The organism is Clostridium sp. FP2, from assembly GCF_011065955.2.
GTDB classification, from domain to species: domain Bacteria; phylum Bacillota; class Clostridia; order Clostridiales; family Clostridiaceae; genus Clostridium_AD; species Clostridium_AD tagluense.
Window position 1 is genome coordinate 2,329,861 of record NZ_JAAMNI020000001.1, and the last position, 15,421, is coordinate 2,345,281.

The 15,421-nt window shown below is 30.8% G+C and carries 19 protein-coding genes; 11 read left to right on the forward strand and 8 right to left on the reverse strand.

Annotated elements, in window-relative coordinates:
• Positions 1–28: 28 nt before the first annotated feature.
• A complete protein-coding gene (locus G9F71_RS11155) occupies positions 29–1,372 on the reverse strand; it encodes an MATE family efflux transporter (protein ID WP_164948233.1) in 1,344 nt (447 codons plus the stop codon).
• Between the two features lie 193 nt (positions 1,373–1,565).
• Here G9F71_RS11155 and G9F71_RS11160 point away from each other — a divergent pair, with 193 nt between their 5' ends.
• The 5 genes from G9F71_RS11160 to G9F71_RS11180 all read left to right on the forward strand — a co-directional run bounded on the left by G9F71_RS11160 (position 1,566) and on the right by G9F71_RS11180 (position 5,446).
• Positions 1,566–2,006, forward strand: coding sequence for a GatB/YqeY domain-containing protein (locus G9F71_RS11160; protein ID WP_164948232.1), 441 nt, complete (start codon positions 1,566–1,568; stop codon positions 2,004–2,006).
• A 150-nt stretch (positions 2,007–2,156) separates the two neighbouring features.
• Positions 2,157–3,029 (forward strand): polyamine aminopropyltransferase, encoded by an 873-nt coding sequence (gene speE, locus G9F71_RS11165; RefSeq protein WP_164948231.1) that lies wholly within the window; start codon positions 2,157–2,159, stop codon positions 3,027–3,029.
• 112 nt (positions 3,030–3,141) lie between these two features.
• Positions 3,142–3,339, forward strand: a complete 198-nt coding sequence (locus G9F71_RS11170) for a cold-shock protein (protein WP_125002280.1) — start codon at positions 3,142–3,144, stop codon at positions 3,337–3,339.
• Between the two features lie 158 nt (positions 3,340–3,497).
• A complete protein-coding gene (gene aspD, locus G9F71_RS11175; protein WP_164948230.1) occupies positions 3,498–5,135 on the forward strand; it encodes an aspartate 4-decarboxylase in 1,638 nt (545 codons plus the stop codon).
• A gap of 83 nt (positions 5,136–5,218) precedes the next feature.
• A complete protein-coding gene (locus G9F71_RS11180) occupies positions 5,219–5,446 on the forward strand; it encodes an alpha/beta-type small acid-soluble spore protein (protein WP_164947467.1) in 228 nt (75 codons plus the stop codon).
• A 68-nt stretch (positions 5,447–5,514) separates the two neighbouring features.
• On the opposite strand, the gene greA is transcribed toward G9F71_RS11180, so the two are convergent.
• On the reverse strand, positions 5,515–5,979 hold the full coding sequence (greA, locus tag G9F71_RS11185) for a transcription elongation factor GreA (RefSeq protein WP_125002286.1): 465 nt from the start codon (positions 5,977–5,979) through the stop codon (positions 5,515–5,517).
• Between the two features lie 255 nt (positions 5,980–6,234).
• Here greA and G9F71_RS11190 point away from each other — a divergent pair, with 255 nt between their 5' ends.
• Entirely contained in the window at positions 6,235–7,581 is a 1,347-nt protein-coding gene (locus G9F71_RS11190) for an MATE family efflux transporter (RefSeq protein WP_164948229.1), read from the forward strand.
• A gap of 57 nt (positions 7,582–7,638) precedes the next feature.
• Here the strand turns inward: G9F71_RS11190 and G9F71_RS11195 are convergent, their stop codons facing one another.
• The 3 genes from G9F71_RS11195 to G9F71_RS11205 form a co-directional block, all read right to left on the reverse strand.
• Positions 7,639–8,148: a DUF2179 domain-containing protein gene (locus G9F71_RS11195; protein WP_164948228.1), complete on the reverse strand. Its 510-nt coding sequence runs from the start codon at positions 8,146–8,148 to the stop codon at positions 7,639–7,641.
• Positions 8,149–8,326: 178 nt separating this feature from the next.
• Positions 8,327–8,692 carry a YopX family protein gene (locus tag G9F71_RS11200; RefSeq protein WP_164948227.1) on the reverse strand — a complete coding sequence of 122 codons (366 nt, stop codon included), beginning with the start codon at positions 8,690–8,692 and terminating at the stop codon, positions 8,327–8,329.
• A 100-nt stretch (positions 8,693–8,792) separates the two neighbouring features.
• A complete protein-coding gene (locus G9F71_RS11205; RefSeq protein ID WP_164947472.1) occupies positions 8,793–8,939 on the reverse strand; it encodes an aspartyl-phosphate phosphatase Spo0E family protein in 147 nt (48 codons plus the stop codon).
• A gap of 544 nt (positions 8,940–9,483) precedes the next feature.
• Between G9F71_RS11205 and G9F71_RS11210 the strand changes: the two genes are divergently transcribed.
• The gene (locus G9F71_RS11210; protein ID WP_125002296.1) at positions 9,484–10,032 is read left to right on the forward strand and encodes a hypothetical protein; all 549 of its coding nucleotides are present in this window, start codon (positions 9,484–9,486) and stop codon (positions 10,030–10,032) included.
• 184 nt (positions 10,033–10,216) lie between these two features.
• Here G9F71_RS11210 and G9F71_RS11215 read toward each other — a convergent pair whose 3' ends face one another.
• Positions 10,217–11,335, reverse strand: coding sequence for an NADH-dependent flavin oxidoreductase (locus G9F71_RS11215; RefSeq protein ID WP_164948226.1), 1,119 nt, complete (start codon positions 11,333–11,335; stop codon positions 10,217–10,219).
• 124 nt (positions 11,336–11,459) lie between these two features.
• Positions 11,460–12,440 (reverse strand): tocopherol cyclase family protein, encoded by a 981-nt coding sequence (locus G9F71_RS11220; protein WP_164948225.1) that lies wholly within the window; start codon positions 12,438–12,440, stop codon positions 11,460–11,462.
• A 189-nt stretch (positions 12,441–12,629) separates the two neighbouring features.
• Between G9F71_RS11220 and G9F71_RS11225 the strand changes: the two genes are divergently transcribed.
• The 4 genes from G9F71_RS11225 to G9F71_RS11240 are packed head-to-tail and all read left to right on the forward strand — an operon-like array spanning position 12,630 to position 14,400.
• Positions 12,630–13,142 carry an RNA polymerase sigma factor gene (locus G9F71_RS11225; RefSeq protein WP_187353020.1) on the forward strand — a complete coding sequence of 171 codons (513 nt, stop codon included), beginning with the start codon at positions 12,630–12,632 and terminating at the stop codon, positions 13,140–13,142.
• A complete protein-coding gene (locus tag G9F71_RS11230) occupies positions 13,139–13,597 on the forward strand; it encodes a hypothetical protein (RefSeq protein ID WP_164948224.1) in 459 nt (152 codons plus the stop codon). Before G9F71_RS11225 ends, G9F71_RS11230 begins: the two co-directional genes overlap by 4 nt.
• Positions 13,578–14,102 (forward strand): hypothetical protein, encoded by a 525-nt coding sequence (locus G9F71_RS11235; protein WP_164948223.1) that lies wholly within the window; start codon positions 13,578–13,580, stop codon positions 14,100–14,102. The genes G9F71_RS11230 and G9F71_RS11235 overlap by 20 nt, the downstream gene beginning before the upstream one ends.
• The gene (locus tag G9F71_RS11240; RefSeq protein WP_164948222.1) at positions 14,095–14,400 is read left to right on the forward strand and encodes a LiaI-LiaF-like domain-containing protein; all 306 of its coding nucleotides are present in this window, start codon (positions 14,095–14,097) and stop codon (positions 14,398–14,400) included. The genes G9F71_RS11235 and G9F71_RS11240 overlap by 8 nt, the downstream gene beginning before the upstream one ends.
• Positions 14,401–14,527: 127 nt before the next feature.
• Here the strand turns inward: G9F71_RS11240 and G9F71_RS11245 are convergent, their stop codons facing one another.
• Positions 14,528–15,349 (reverse strand): EFR1 family ferrodoxin, encoded by an 822-nt coding sequence (locus G9F71_RS11245; RefSeq protein WP_224626673.1) that lies wholly within the window; start codon positions 15,347–15,349, stop codon positions 14,528–14,530.
• Positions 15,350–15,421: the final 72 nt, after the last annotated feature.

Sequence of the window (15,421 nt, forward strand, 5' to 3'; positions counted from 1 at the left end):
TTCCTTTACGTCTTTGTAGAAAATAGGGTTAAGAGTTTGCCGTCATTTTTATTACAGTATTACGTTTCCATTTTCCTTTTTTAAACCTTATACAATATAAGCTGCCACGAATAACCCAATCAATAACCATACCTAACCATATTCCCACAAGTCCCAAATTTAATACAACTCCTAATAAATAACCTAAAGTAATTCTAAAAAGCCACATCCCTATAATTGTAGTTATCAGAGTATATTTAACATCTCCTGCACCTTTTAGTCCTGAGGGTAGCACAAAGGATATTGACCATAAGGGAATGCATATTGAATTTACTATAAGTACAGTGGATGCTAAGTGGATTATTTCCTTATTATTAGTAAAGAGTGATACCACATTTCCTGCAAAGGGTATAAACAATAAGGCAATCACTGTTAGAAAAACGGTTGAAAGCACTGTAATATAGGATAGTGAATTCTCAGCCTCTTTAGTTTCGCCTCTTCCCATATATTTTCCAACAAGAGCAGTGGCTGCAATAGATAGTGAATTTCCTGGCACATTAAGCATAGTTGCAACGGAGCCAGCAATAGCGTTTGAAGCAATGGCTATGGTTCCCATATTTACTATAAAAATTTGTGTAATTAACTTTCCACCATTAAAAATCAAAGACTCTACACTTGCAGGTACTCCAATCCCAAATATAAGCTTTAATAATGATTTATCAAATTTAAATTCCCTTATATTGGTAAGTTTTAATATTTTTGAACCGCGTAGAAGCACTATTAATATAATTATACCTCCACTAACCCTGGCAATAGCTATTCCAAGTGCTGCACCTACTATTCCCATGCTGAAAATATTTATAAACGTATAGGTTAAGCAGACATTTATAATATTCATAAATATACTAACTTTCATAGGAGTTTTTGTATCTCCAGCGCCACGGAGTAGTCCATTAGCTACTAAATCAATAGTTATTAATGGATAAGTAAGTAAAGTTATACCTAGATATGTATGTGCGTTACTTATTACTTCAGGTTCCGCTGTTCCAAAAAGTGACGCAATTATAGGACCTTGGAACAAAAACATTAGCATAGTTACGAGCAAAGTAATTATAAGTCCAGAAAAAAGTGCCTGTTTCATAGTAGCATTAGCTTTTTTTATGTTCCCCTGCCCAACGAATTGAGCCACAACAACCATACCCCCAATTGCAAGAGCAGAAAAAAATGCTATAAATATATTATTTATGGAATCTACCATTCCAATTGCAGAAACTGCTTCTTTTCCTATATGGCCAGCCATCATAGTATTTATCATACCTAAAGATATTACAAATAACTGTTCTGTTAATATTGGTATTGCTAAATTAAATACATCTTTCCGTATCCATTTCATGTATGTCGCCTCTTAACTAATTTTAATATATATATTATAACATTATAATGCTTTGAATTCAGATGTTTATGGGTTTTTTAGAAATATAATGTCAGTTTGTCTTTTATAGCAAATTAAGGGTATAATGTATATAGAACAATATAATATAAGATAATTTATTGAAAAACACTAAATCAATTGGAGGTACGTACATATGTTAAAACAAACATTAAAAGATGATATTATTAAGTATATGAAGAGTAAGGATAAGATAAGACTAACTGCTTTAAGGACTTTAATGGCTGAGGTTAAATATAAGGAAATGGACTTAAAGAAAGAACTTGAAGACAATGAGTTAATAGGTATTATTGAGAAAACAATTAAACAATTAAATGAAACTCTTAGCTATGCAAAGCAAGCTAGTAAAGAAGAAATTATAGCTGAGACAGAGATTGCCATTGAAATGTTCACAGTTTATATGCCAAAGCAATTTACAGACGAGGAAGCAAAGGCAATTGTCATTGAAGTTATTGCAGAAAATGGCTTTAAGGGAAATGGTGACATGGGTAAGGTTATGAAGGCTGTTATGCCACACTTAAAAGGAAAGTATGATAGCAAGAAGATAAATCCTCTTGTAAAGGAATTACTGGCGTAAGAGAAAAATTTTGGAATAGAATGTAATAGAAAAGTAAGCTAACAATCATAAATTTATGATTGTTAGCTTATTTAAATTTATGGTATACTAGGTGTGCTAACTTTTTGAGATACAAAAGGTAGATATATTTATTACAATGGAGGAATTATTATGAAAATGAATGAGTTACCAACGTATTTTAAAGAAATTGATAATGAACTATGGTTTGAAGAAGTTGAAGTTGAGAAGAAAAATTTGAAAATTACTTACAAAATCAATAAATGTTTTTCCTATTCTAAGTCTCCATATCAAGAGGTAGCACTTATTGATTCTGCGGCATTTGGTCCGTGTCTTGTTCTTGATGGCGTAATGCAGACCACTTCGGCAGATGGCTTTATATATAATGAAATGATTACTCATATTCCAGTACTTACTCATAAAAATCCACGAAAAGTATTGGTAATTGGTGGAGGAGACTGTGGAGCGGTAAGAGAGCTATCAAAGTATGAGGACCTTGAGATAATTGATATGGTGGAGCTTGACGAATTAGTAACAAAAGAATGTATAAAATTTCTTCCGGAAATAAGTGGAGGTTCTGATTTTGATAAAAGAATCAATTTTAAATTCGGCGATGGAGTTGAATATGTAAAGAGCACTGATATTAAGTATGATATAATCATGGTGGATTCACCAGATCCTGAGGGACCTGCTAAGGATTTATTTGGAGAAGAATTTTATAAAAATGTAAAGAAAACATTGAATTCTGACGGAGTAATGGTATGTCAAAGTGAATCGCCAATGATACATCGTAACATAATTGAGAATACAAGAAGCATATTAAAGAAGAACTTTAAAATTGTAAAAACTTATATAGCGTTTGTTCCAACTTATCCAGGTGGATTATGGAGTTTTACAATGGCGTCAGATGTTTATGACCCTAGCAATATGGACGTAAGTAAACTGCCTTTTGAAACTCGCTATTTAACAAAGAACATTGCAAAATCTTGCTTTGATCTTCCAAATTTCATAAGTGATCTAAAATAGGAACATAGAAAATTGATATTTTTTGAATGTTGTGTTATATTGTTAAGGAAGCACTGTTGATGCAAAATTAATGTATCTCACAAAATAGTGTTTTGTATTTGGAGGATAATTAATGAAAATCGGGACAGTAAAATGGTTTAACTCAGAAAAAGGATTTGGATTTATTGAAGTTGAAGGTGAAAAAGATATTTTCGTTCATACATCTGCAATTCAAAATTCAAGAAAAAGTCTTGAAGATGGCGAAAAAGTTCAATTTGAAACAGAAGAAGGACCTAAGGGACTTCAAGCAATTGAGGTTTCAGCAATATAAATAGTATTTATAGTAAGAAAGACCACCTTTTATAAGGTGGTCTTTCTATGATATGGTAGCTTATTTTTTGATAGAATCAGGCTATTAGGTTAAAATGAAATTATTTAGGCATAATAATAATAAATAGTAAATTAATTATAAATAGGGGGTATCAGATATTGGATAAGTTAAGTCTTCAGCGTAAAGAAATAGAAGAGGTTTATGGTAAAATAAGCCCTTTTGAACTTAAAGATAAATTAATCAATCTTGCGGAAGAATCAAAGAAAAGTGGTACACATACACTTTTGGATGCAGGTAGAGGAAATCCTAATTGGATTGCAGCATCTCCAAGAGAAGCATTTTTCACTTTTGGTCAATTTGCTATTGAAGAAAGTCGCAAGGTGTGGAGTGAGCATGACTTAGCTGGAATGCCGAGGAAAGAAGGGATTACAGAACATTTTATAGATTTTGCAAAAAAACATCAAGATGCTCCAGGAATTGAACTTCTTTGTAAAATGATTGATTACGGTATAATAGTCAAAAAATTTAATTCAGATGATTGGATTTACGAATTAGTAGATGGAATTATTGGCGATAATTATCCGAAACCAGATAGAATGTTAGTACATGTTGAAAGTGTAGTAAACGACTATCTTGTTCAGGAGTTATGTTACAATGAGTTACTTCCAGGGAAGTTTAAAACATTTGCAGTTGAAGGTGCTACGGCCGCGATGTGCTACATTTTTGATACATTGATTGCAAACAATATATTGTCAAAGGGAGATAAGATCGCACTTATGGCACCAATTTTCACACCTTATCTTGAGATACCTCATTTACCACGCTACAATTTTGAAGTTGTTGAAGTTTTGGCTGATGAAATAACTGAAGATGGTAGACATACATGGCAATATTCTTCTAAAGAAATTGATAAAATAAATGATTCAAGCATAAAGGCATTATTTATAGTTAATCCAAGTAATCCAGGTTCTGTTGCAATGAAACCCCAAACTGTTAATCAGTTAAAAAACATTGTAGAGAATGTTAATCCAGATTTAATGATTATTTCAGATGATGTATATGGTACTTTTGTAGACGAATTCCGTTCATTAATGGCAGATTTGCCATACAATACAATTGGAGTGTATTCTTATTCAAAATATTTTGGAGTAACGGGATGGCGTCTTGGAACCATTTCACTTTATGAAGACAATGTATTTGATAAACTATTAAGGCAGCAAGATGAAGACAAGAAGGGGAGAGCAAGAATACGCTACGGCGGAATTTCTACTGAGCCTGATAATATTGCTTTTATAGATAGAATAGTAGCAGATAGCCGTCAGGTAGCACTTAATCATACTGCAGGATTATCAACACCACAACAAGTGCAAATGGCGTTTTTTTCGGTATTTGCTATAATTGATAAAGAAAATAAATATAAGCAATTAACAAAAGATATTTGTCGTAACCGTAAAAAACTTTTGTCCGATGGATTGGGACTGGATTTACAGGAAGATCCTTTCGATGCGTCTTATTATACTCAATTTGATTTACTAGAGTGGGCAGGGCAAAAATATAATGCAGAATTTATGAAATATTTACAAGCAAATTATAAACCAGTAGACATTCTTATACGTCTAGCAGAGCAATCTTCTATAGTTTTGTTAGGCAGTAGTGGATTCCATGGCCCAGAGTGGGCTATCAGAATATCACTTGCAAATCTTAATGATGAATCTTATTCTGAAATCGGAAAAGTTTTACATAAAGTATTGGAAGATTATGCAAAAGAATGGAATGAATCTAAACAAGCTAAGTAAAGCTAATGAATAAAAAATCCCTTTTTTAAAATACTAATTGTATATATGCAAAGTAGAGATAAAAATTATAGGGAGGGATTAAGATGACTAAAAGAACATTAGTACCAGAAGCAATGGGAAAACTTGAAAAATTCAAAATGGAAGTAGCGGAAGACATGGGACTAGGCGACATTGAAAGCAAAAGTGTATATATGGGAGATGTTCCTAGTGGGATTGTAAATAAGATAAAGAATTCAGGTAATGTTGGTGGAGAGATGGTAAGGAGAATGGTAGAGGCAGCAGAAAAAAATATGGTGGATAATAACAAGTAGAAAACATAATGAAACTAAAAAATATAAGCAGAGAATTATCTCTGCTTATATTTTTTAGTTTTATTTTATTAGTAAATTTTTTCTATAGTTACTTCGTAATTACCCTCTGGAGCTAAAACAATGCACTTATCTCCAAGGGATTTTTTGTATATTGCCATGCCCAGTGGAGATTCAATACTTATATTCATTAACTCGGGGTCAGTCTCTACTGTAGATACAAGGCATACTTTCTCAATATCATCCGTATCAAGGAATTTAATATCAGCCTCACCACCAAGACCTAAATGCTCATCATTACTGTAGTCTTCTACTACAGTACAACTTCTAAGCAATTCTTGAATCTTAATTACTCTATCATTATTGGTGGCTTCATCATCTTTAGCTGCATCATATTCTGCATTCTCACTTAAATCACCGTGACCCTTTGCTTCTTTAATTGCTGCTGTTATTTCTTTTCTTTTTTCCCCAGTACGAAGTTCTAATTCTTCTTCTAATTTCGCTACTCCACTAGGTGTTAATATTGTATTTTTCATAATTTGTCACTCCTAACAATTTTATCCTCTATAATTTATTCTCTATAATTTATTCTCTATATTTAAATTAAATGTAGAGAAGACAATAAAGAATTATTATATCATATTTTTGGTTAAAATATTTAATGAAATCTTAAAATTCAATGATTTAATAATAATAAAAACATATGTTATACTATAAAGTAGATATAGTAATGGTGAAATTTTCATACTCAGACATTTTATATTTATATTTTGATATGGAGGATAATTTTTATGAATCAAACAAAAGCACTAGGAACAGAAAGTATAGGAAAACTACTTTTTAAGTTTTCTATACCTGCAATAACCGGAATGATTGTCAATGCACTATATAACATTGTAGATAGAATTTATATAGGTCATATTAAGGGTGTAGGATCAAATGCACTATCAGGACTTGCTATAACTTTTCCAATATCAGTTATTATAATGGCCTTTGGCATGCTTGTTGGAATAGGTGCTAGTGCAGTTATATCAATAAGACTAGGAGAAAAAAACAAAGAGGCCGCAGATGATATTTTGGGAAATGCAGTTATACTCATAACAATAATATCATTAGTACTTAGCTTGATTGGAGTTTTGTTTTTAAACAAGCTTTTAATCTTATTCGGAGCAAGTGGAGAGAGTATCCCTTATGCAAAAGCATATATACAAATCATACTTATGGGAGCGGTTTTTCAAAATATAGGATTTGGTATAAATAATATAATTAGAGCTGAAGGCAATCCAAAAATGGCAATGCTAACAATGGTATTTGGTGCAATTATTAATATTATATTAGATCCAATATTAATATTCGGTTTTAATATGGGAGTTGAGGGTGCTGCAATAGCAACCATAATTTCTCAAGCTTTTAATACTCTATGGGTACTTAAATATTTTACTTCTAAAAACAGTGGAAGTGTACTTAAAATAAAGAAAGTAAATTTAAAGCTTCATACACACATTGTAAAGGATATTTTTGCTATTGGTATGGCGCCTTTTTCTATGCAAATTGCATCAAGCCTTGTAATTATTTTATATAATAAAGGTCTTTATGCTTACGGAGGGGATACTGCAATAGCTGCAATGGGAATATTAAATAGTATATCAATGCTTATTTTTATGCCTATATTTGGTATAAGTCAAGGAATTCAGCCTATAATAGGATATAATTATGGGGCTAAATCCTATTCAAGAGTTTTAAAGGTTTTAAAGTATGCAATAATCGCAGGGACTTGCATTGCTACAATTGGATTTATAAGCGTACAACTGTTTGCCAGGCCTCTTATTGGTGTGTTTGTAGGTAATAATCCTGAACTAATAAATATGGGGGCACGTGGACTTAGAATTGACTTGATACTTTTACCTATTTTAGGTTTTCAAATTTTAGGAGCAAGCTATTTTCAAGCAATAAATGAGGCGAAAACCTCAATGATTCTAAGTATTTTGAGACAAGTCATAGTACTAATTCCTCTTATTCTTATACTTCCATTATATTTCGAATTGGATGGACTATGGCTTTCACAACCTTGTGCAGATTTGATTGCTACAGCATTAACAGCATTTTTCTTATACAGAAGTATTAATAAACTTAAATAGAGCTTGTGCCACCCAAGTGGCAAGTGGCATTAATGCCATTTGCCACTTGGGTGGCACTTATTTTCTAATACCATAACCCCCATATATAGTTTTAGTATCCACTAGGGAAATTACAGCGTTAATATTGGAATTTGTTATTAGTTGTAATATTTTAGACTTTCTTTTTCTTTTAACATGTAATACAAGTATTTTTTTAGATTCTTTTAGACCTTCTGCATCCATAATAGTAACTCCTATATTTTCTGATCTCAATATTTTAGCGAGTGTCGGTCCATCTTTTTCAGATACTATTGCATTTATGGTTACTAGTCCTAGTGCTAGTTTTTCTTCTAAAATGCAACCAATATAATTTCCACAAGCAAATCCTAATGCATATGCTACCATTTTGAATGGTTCCTCATTTATTCCAATAAGTACTGTGGTAATTAAATACAACCATATAATTACTTCGAAAAAGCCGATAATAGAACCATAAAATTTTTCACCCCTAGTTATAAGGACTGTTCTAACTGTTGCTAAGGAAACCTCAATTATTTTAGCGAGAAAAATGAGGATGTAAATAAACATATGCAGCACTCCTCCATTAAAAAATTTATAGATTGTAACTCTTCTATTATATTCTATAATTTAATTGATTAAAAGGGTTTTACTAATACATATGGTAAAAAGTTAATATATATTTATGTTAATAAAAATAATTTTAAAAATCACAGCTAGCGCGTGACATGTAATCCTAAGTAATAAATTATTTGTTATATAAATCTGGATTTTCAAATTTATTTCCCAGGATATCTCCCAAAGAGACGTCAATAATACTCCGACTTGAAGGGTCTTCCAGCCCTTCAAGCTGAAAATTCCTTATAGTATCATTCCAAACCACATTGTAAACAGTAGATGAAATCTTAATATAATCCCCTTCATATACATTGATTCCATTTTTATCAGATAAGTATACCCATTGAAGTAATTCGTATTCTTCAACAGGCCTCCAAGGCACACCAGGGAGTTTAAGAGCAGAAGGAAGGAAGCTTTTTGCATCAAAAGTCATGCCTTGTAGTTTATGCATTTTCTGTCTATAATTATCCCAAGCTTTAAATTTTAATTGTTTCAATTTAAGTTACCACCTTTTCTATTTATAATTATATTTATTATCTTATCCAATTTGCGATGTGACTCATAAATTAACTGTTCAATAGCACAATAAAAAATAACTAATATTTTTCTGAATAATACATTAATATACATTTATCTAATCTTTGACTTAATTTTAATACATCTTTATGATTTAAGCCTTTTAGTGAAATAAGTCTTTCTAATTCTTCTCTAAGTTTTTCTGTATCAAGTATAAGATTACCCATTAATTATTATTCCTTTCTGAATTATTATAATTTCCATAAATACAAATTATACTATAAGCACAATAAAATACTGTTATAGTAGAGTATATTGATTTTTATGTAACCACTAGATCCATAAAGTTTACATGAAAACAGGAAAATTAATCTCCATTTATAAATACGTTAATATATTTAGATTTAAGGGGGGAAAAGAAAAATATATTAAATAATATAAGAAAAGAAGGACAATGGGATTAAAATTGTAATTTTATGCGTGAAATGGTACAATGAATGTATCAGTAAAGATATTGAAAGATAAGATTTGTTGGTCACAAATAAAAAAAATTAGAATGGGGTGAAGTCTTTGTTAGCTTATAATAATTATACATTTGAAAAATATTTAAAAATATCTAACATAGGACTAAGTAAATTCACTTTAGTAAAAGTTAATATGGAGTTAAATTACAATTCAGTTTAAAACACCTAGAAAGTCACATGTGATTTCTAGGTGTTTTATTTTTAGAATTTGAGAGTTTAAAAATATAAAATTAAAAGGAGAATAATTATGAATAAAAGTGAAATTATTATTAAGGGATTACCTGTAAAAACAACTAGGCTAGAGAATGGAGACGTTAATTTACTTTTTAAAATAGCTAATTATGATAAGACGCAATCAATTTATAGAGTAATTGTAAAAAAGGATTACTGGAGAGATGCAGTAATAGGTATGAAGGATGTAAATTACTTTGTTATTAAAGGTGAACTGAAGGCCTGCGTAAATAGCAAAGGTACACCGTTTATTTCAGTAGAGGCAACCTCAATTAAAATATTCCATTTGTTAAAAGATGAGAATGGACAAATAGATTTAAATTATGAAATGCCAGCTGGAACTGATGAAATAATGGATATTTCAAAGCTAGTAAATGAAAATGAAGATCTGTCAATAAAACGTTCAAAGAACAAAGCAATAAATTATATGAAGAATAATAATAAATTTAACAAACCTATTGTTGTGAAAAAAGGAAGCCTTGTAATAGTATCAGGATATGATGAATATGCTGCAGCACTAGAACTTGGAATAAATAATGTACCAGTTTCATATGCAGATAATTAACAAGTGGGAACAATATTCCCACTGTTTTTTTTCAAATTGTAACTGCATGATGCCGTGCCAGCAATTAATAATAAAATGCTTAAAAAACATCCAGAACTTAAACCTTTAATTAATAAATGATTTAATTTCATATCTGGCACTTTTCTTATATAAATGCATTATGCAGTTTAGATCTATAAAAGAATTATTCTGTAATTGGGAACCAACCAGGTGTGTTTATAATTGCATTCCAAAGTGGTGCTGGTATATCTAGCTCTTTTTCTTGAGTTTTACTCAAGGTAGTACGTATTTCTGATATTTTCCCACTTTTAACTTTTAAAACCCACTCTGGGTCCATGATTATCTCTCTGCCAAGAGATATAAAATCTACACCACTATCCAATGCCTTAATGGCATCCTCTGGTGTATGGATGGAACCCACGCCAATGAATGGTACTCTACCATGTATCTTGTCCAATATTTTGCAAATAATAGGACTTGTAGTTTTTGTATCCCTCATTGAGCTCTGCCAAAAATCCATTATTGAACTATGCAAGTAACTTAGTCCTTGATTTGCTAATATATCTATAAATAAAAGGGTATCTTCTAGAGCTATACCTGGGTTCTCCATTTCCTCTGGTGAAAAACGGTATCCTACTATAAAACTATCACTAGCGTTTTCTTTTACTACTTTTTTAACTTCTGCTATAATAGCCAATGGGAAATTCATTCGTTTTTCTACATTTCCGCCCCAATGATCTTTTCTGCGGTTAGAGTGTGGAGAGAAAAATTGTTGTAATAAATATGTGTTAGCCCCATGAATTTCTACACCATCAAAACCGGCTTCTATAGCTAATTTTGCTGTTTCACCAAAGGCTTTAATAGTATCTCGAATCTCTGCCTGCGTCATTTCTCTAGGTGTCATTGCGCCTGGTCTTTCTGGTGCTACTGCGCTGGCACTAATAGTTTGTCCATCCGGTATATCAGCAGGGATTGCCATTCTACCTCCGTGAAATATTTGTAGAATTGCCAATGCGCCTTCTCCTTTTATGGTTCCAGCTAATTTTTTTAGTCCTGGTAAAAAGCTGTTATCATAGGCAGCAAATTGTCCTGGAAAACCTTTGCCAGATAGGCTTACATAGGTTGCAGCAGTAATTACAATTCCTACACCTTTTGACCTGGCCTTATAATAACTGAGTTCAGCCTCAGATACAGTTCCGTCAGGGTTTCCTGAAAAAGTGGTCATAGGTGCCATAACTATGGGGTTTTTTACATTTATTGATGAACCTAAAATTCTAGGTTGGAGTAGTCTTTCAATTTTCAATTTAATCTCTTCCTTTCAAAATAAATTTTAGTATGTTTTTCTATTATTTTAATATTACTACAGTTTAATATTTTTGTAAACAATAATAATTATCCATAAACATTTATTAATATTTATGGATTATTCACTTTAATATCATTCTCTGATCTCCACCATATTCAATGCCACAACATAGACCATTCTCACAAAATATAGTTTTAGAAATTAATTTATCTATAAGAGTAACTTTTACTGATGCTTTTAAATTTTCCTCAACTAGTGGAATCATTTTGTCATCTCTAGGCCCCATACAGAGCATAAAATCTTTTTTATTTGTTTTTGTCTCAATTATTAGCTTGTATTTTTTATTTTCAGTGGTTATTATAACATCTAATGCGTTTTGAACAATGTTTAAAGTACTTTTATTTATGGTGGTAAATTTATAAAATCTATCATCTATGAATAAACCAATTAAAAAACCTCTGAAGCTTGTAATCATAAAGGGGATGTGGCCTATAGAACAACTAATAGAAGCTTTTCTATTTTTGAAACTATTGCATTGCACCCAAGTCCAAGAATAAGGAAAAGCAGAACCCCAATTTTTTTCTACATACCCTTTTCCACCACTAAAATCTATTTCAGAGCCATTAATGCATAAAAATCCTTCAAGATCCATATCCATAACCGAAACTTGGCTATAGCATTGCATAAAAGGTATGAAATTATAATATCCCATGCTTCCAGGATTTATTGCTGAGTCTGGCCATTTCAATAAGTTTTTAAAACGAACACTGCCTGTTATATTATAAGTGTCATCATTTATATTTAAAGAAATTTCCTTTAGAGAAAAATTGTTATTTGAAATATTTATATCAAACTCAGTATTATTTTTAGAGATAAATTCATCTTTTGTAAACTTTTTATAGCTATAACTGGCTTTATTACCTTGTAATATCTGAATAAAAGAATGTGAGTTTTCCTGGGATTTACCAAGGTAAATTCCAGGTATTAAAGCTAATACATTATTCATATTTTTATCAATTAATTTAAAATACCAACCTTCAAAAAAGTTGTTTTTCCTATTGTTTCCATGGTAAAGATCTGGGTTTATTTTATTTTTAAACATCAGTTGCTCCTTACAAAACATAATTAATTATATTTTAGCCTTATTTTTAATTACAATACAAAAGACCTCAATAAAGTCATTTTATTGTAAGTTATATTGGATGTTATCTAATAATAAATTAATTTTTTTATAGAATTGAAGTGTTTTTATATTTTCAATCGTTATATTAAGTGTAAGGACAAAAAAGGGGTGATGGTTATTCAAAAGGAGCAGTTTGCAAACTATATAAAACAATATGAACGCTTAATCATTACTATTTGCCTATCCTTTACAAAAAATTACTTTGATGCAGAAGATTTGGCTCAACAAACTTTTTTGTCTGCCTACACAAACTTAAGTAAATTTGATGGGGTGAATTTTAAGGCTTGGCTTACAACAATTGCCACAAATAAATGTAAAGATTTTCTTAAAAGTCCTGCAAGAGCAATTAATAGCTTATCTAATGAAGATTTTGATGGGTTAGTGGACACGGGAGATTTGCCTGAGGATAAACTTTTAAAGAAACATAGTAGAGAAAGGATATATAGTTTATGTAAGAAATTAAAAGAGCCCTATAGGGCGGTGGCCGTAAACTATTTTTGTGAAGATATTAAACTTTCCGATATGGCAAAGGATACAGGTCAGAGTTTGAAGACATTGCAAACCCATCTTTATAGATCTAAAAAACTGTTAAAAGTTTTATGGAAGGAGGAGTTAATGTGAGTAGTACACTATTTGAAGAAAAGGTCCATTTAACTAAAATATCGCTAAAAGCACTTAAAGAGGGGTCTCTAAGTGATAATGAACTAGTTTTATTATCTGAACACATTTGCAATTGTGAAGGTTGTGCGGATATGCTCGCCAATAGTTTTAATGATAGTGAACTTGCAAACGCTCCTTTGGGATTTGAGCAGGAAATAATGTGCAAAATTAAAAATAAAAAAGAAAACAATACTCAGTTTATGTTTTATTCTCTTAGGGTGGCAATGGCAGCAAGTATAGCATTGATGTTTGTTTTTTCAAATGGATTAAATTTTCTGGCAAATACTAAAACCAAAACATTGAATGTAAACCCAATGAGTTTAAGTACTATTAACACAGTTAATCAAAGTCTTAATAATTTCTCTCAAAAAATAATTAATTTGGAGGTTTTTAATAATGAAAAAGGAAAAAAGTAAATTTTTAACCTTTTGTTTTTCAATGTTACCTGGAGCAGGGCACATGTATATGGGCTTTATGAAGATGGGACTATCACTTATGGCAGCATTCTTCTTTTTAATATTTCTTTCTAGCTTTCTTGCTATAGGTCCACTGCTCTTTGTATTGCCATTAATCTGGTTTTATTCATTTTTCGATTGTATGAATAAACGTTATTCTACAGATGAAGAATTTTTACTTTTAGAGGATAATTATTTATTTTCTCTTGATGAATTTGCAAAAATAGATAAAGGTATATTTAAAAAACACACATTGTGGTCAGGAGTACTACTATTACTGCTTGGTGCCTACTTAATATGGAATAACGTTATAAATAGCTTAGCTAGATATATGCCAGATGGAGTATATAGAGTTATCAATAATATAACAAATGTGGCTCCTCAAATAATCATAGGTGTTGTAATAATTGTTGTAGGTGCAAAACTTATTATTGGTAAGAAAAAAGAGTGTGATATGAATGATTAAGGGACGTAGAGTGGGGACCTTTACAACCGGAATAGTTTTAGTTATGTTTGGAATAATGTTTTTATTACGATTAATAAATCCAAGTACTAATTATTTACAAATAGCATCGCTGTGGCCCCTAGTTCTAGTGCTACTGGGAATTGAAATTATTGTAGCATATTTAATAAACAAGGAAGAGATAATGAAATACGATTTCCACGCAATAATTTTGATAATAATGGTATCCGTATTTGCAATGGGTATGGGATGTATGGAGTATATAATTACTCATATGTCACAGTTTAGAACTGTATTATAAATAAAGAGGGGGCTATCTCGCTATAGAAAGTAATTTCTATAGCGAGATAGCTCTTTTTTCTTTTATAAATACAAAAGTGGAACAGTAAGATTTAGTTTTAGTGTAGTGGTAGTGCATGCCTACTATTCTATAGAAATAATTCTGGTTGTTTTCGATAAGTAAAATTAACTTCTAATTCATGCTTATGTCGCAAATAATCTTCATCATCATAATATTTTGCATTCATTGGGCATTTTTTAATACAAGCTCCACATTTAATACAAATTCCATTTAATTTAGATACATCTTGAAAATCAATGGAACCCATAGGACATATAGTTGCACAAAGTTTACAATCATTACAATTGCTAGTTGTTTTTGGACAAACCTTTCTAATATCAACATCAATACCATCTTTATTTGTAGGAATATAGTGTTTTCTATAAGGCTTATTTCCATTTATAATTACAGTTTGATATTTATCTTGAGTTATTATTTTTGTATATAATTGATTTGCAAAGTCGCGTGCAATGGCCATATCTTCTTCATCGGGCCTATTTTCAGCAAGAGTTTTAGAAAATGCATGTTCTCCTATAAATGCACCCCCGCCAATAACTTTAAAACCATTTAGTTCAAGTATATCTTTCAGTTCTATTAATGCATCATCATAATTTCTGTTTCCATATACAACTACGGGAATTGCTAATGCACCATTACCGGTAATAGAGTTTAAATATTTTAATAATATATTAGGAACTCTTCCTGCATAAACAGGAATTCCTATAATAAGGATATCCTGCTTCGTAAACGACACTATCTTTTTTCGAGCTTCAGGTAATGTAAAATCAATATTATTTATAGATATTCCTTTATCAATATTTTGGGAAAATGTCTTTCCTATATTGCATACCACTTTTTTTGTCGTATCTGTAGCACTAAAATACATTGTATTAATTTTTTTAATCACAATAAATCCCCCTTAATCAGTAGCTTGTCTCTTTATGACAAGTCATAAATTCTTCCTGATAATTATGAAATGCAG